Source organism: Stenotrophomonas sp. S41 (genome assembly GCF_016624625.1).
GTDB lineage: Bacteria > Pseudomonadota > Gammaproteobacteria > Xanthomonadales > Xanthomonadaceae > Stenotrophomonas.
On the sequence record NZ_JACVTV010000195.1, the window covers coordinates 1 to 2,176 of the forward strand.

The 2,176-nt window shown below is 69.3% G+C and carries 1 protein-coding gene; it reads right to left on the reverse strand.

Going from position 1 to position 2,176, the window contains the following annotated elements; all coding sequences use genetic code 11:
- Positions 1–159 precede the first annotated feature (159 nt).
- Complete coding sequence (gene recQ / locus IAE56_RS20815) at positions 160–1,965, reverse strand: DNA helicase RecQ (RefSeq protein ID WP_200753826.1); 1,806 nt, start codon at positions 1,963–1,965, stop codon at positions 160–162.
- Between the last annotated feature and the right edge of the window lie 211 nt (positions 1,966–2,176).

Below are 2,176 nucleotides of genomic sequence, written 5' to 3' on the forward strand. Positions count from 1 at the left end.
TTCCCCTCTTGGGGGGGGGGGGCCCGCCCCCCCCCCCCCCCCCCCCCACTCTACGGGCCAACGGCAGCCGACCATGGGCTCGGCTCTACAAAGGCATGCACCGCATGCGGTAGCGCCGGGCCATGCCCGGCGAGCGCGCAGCGCGGGACGCCAGAACGGTCAGCCTTCCTCGCGCACGATCTCCACCAGGCGAGGGCCGTAGCGGCTCAGCTTGGTGCCACCGATGCCGCCCACCCGGGCCAGTTCGTCCAGGCTGGTCGGCCGCTGTTCGGCGATGTTGCGCAGCGTGCTGTCATGGAAGATCACGAACGCCGGCACGTTCTGTTCGCGGGCCAGCTCGGCACGCAGGCCGCGCAGGGCGTTGAACAGGGCCAGGTCCTGCGGCAGCACCGACAGGCCGGTGCGCTGCGCGCTGCGCTCGCGGCCGCCGGTGGTGCTGGCGGCATCGCGGCGCATGCTGACTTGGCGGCGGCCGGTCAGCACGTCGCGGCTGGCATCGGTCAGGCGCAGGCCGCCGTGGCCCTCGCTGTCCACTTCCAGCATGCTGGCCGCCACCAGCTGGCGGAACACGCTGCGCCAGGTGCGCGCATCGAGGTCGCGGCCGATGCCGTAGGTGCTCAGCTTGTCGTGGCCCTGCTGCTTGATCTTCTCGTTCTCGCTGCCACGCAGGATGTCGATCAGGTGGCCGACGCCGAAGCGCTGGCCGCTGCGGTAGACGCAGCTCAGCGCCTTCTGCGCGGGAATGGTGGCATCCCAGGCGGCGGGCGGGGTCAGGCAGTTGTCGCAGTTTCCGCAGGGCTGCGGATAGGTCTCGCCGAAGCCGGCCAGCAGCACCTGGCGGCGGCACTGCATGGATTCGCAGTAGCCCAGCAGATGGTCCAGCTTGGACCGCTCCAGCTGCTTGCGCTCCTCGCTGGCCTCGGACTGCTCGATCATCTGCTTGAGCAGCACCACGTCACCAAGGCCGTAGCACAGCCAGACCTCGGCGGCCTCGCCATCGCGGCCGGCGCGACCGGTTTCCTGGTAATAGCCTTCCATCGACTTGGGCAGGTCGGTATGCGCCACGAAGCGCACGTCCGGCTTGTCGATGCCCATGCCGAAGGCGATGGTGGCGCACATGACGATGCCGTCCTCGCGCAGGAAGCGGCGCTGGTTGTTGGCGCGCACTTCCGGCGGCAGGCCGGCGTGGTAGGGCAGGGCATTGAAGCCCTGGCCGCAGAGGAATTCGGCGGTTTCCTCGACCTTGCGTCGCGACATGCAGTAGACGATGCCGGCCTCGCTGCGGTGGCCGCGCAGGAAATCGGTCAGCTGCTTGCGGGCATTGTCCTTCTGCACCACGGTGTAGCGGATGTTGGGGCGGTCGAACGAGCTGACGAAGTGGCGGGCCTCGGCCAGGTCCAGGCGCTCGGCGATCTCGCGCTGGGTGGGCGGGTCGGCGGTGGCGGTCAGCGCGATGCGCGGGATGTCCGGCCAGCGCTCGTGCAGGACGGTCAGCTGGCGGTACTCGGGGCGGAAATCGTGGCCCCACTGCGACACGCAGTGCGCCTCGTCGATGGCGAACAGGGCGATGTGGCTGCGTGCGAGCAGCGACAGGAAGCGGCCGGTCAACAGGCGCTCGGGGGCGACATAGAGCATGTCCAGCTCGCCGGCCAGCAGCTCGCGCTCGACGCGGGCGGCGGTTTCGCCATCCAGGGTCGAGTTCAGGTATTCGGCGCGCACGCCGAGCTGGCGCAGGGCTTCGACCTGGTCCTGCATGAGGGCGATGAGCGGGGAGATGACGATGCCGACGCCATCGCGCAGCAGGGCCGGGACCTGGTAGCACAGCGACTTGCCGCCGCCGGTGGGCATGAGGACAAGTGCGTCATGTCCGGCAGCCACGTGCTCCACGATGTCCTGCTGGGGACCACGGAAATCGTCGTAACCAAAGACGCGTTGGAGCAGATCGTGCGCGGGACGGGAAGCCATCCAGCTAGTTTACCCCGGCGGGGGTGTCTCGGCAGGGCTGCGCCCTGCACCTGCAGAAGCCTTCAAGCCAGAGCAACGTCAAAGGCAACAGCCGGCCCTGGGATGTCTGCTGGTTGGGCGGGGCGGTGTGGGCTTGCAGGACACGCCGTAAACCCCCAGGCCGGCCCAGCCGCTGGCGGCTGTGCGTTCGGGCGCTTGCGAAGCAGTGCTT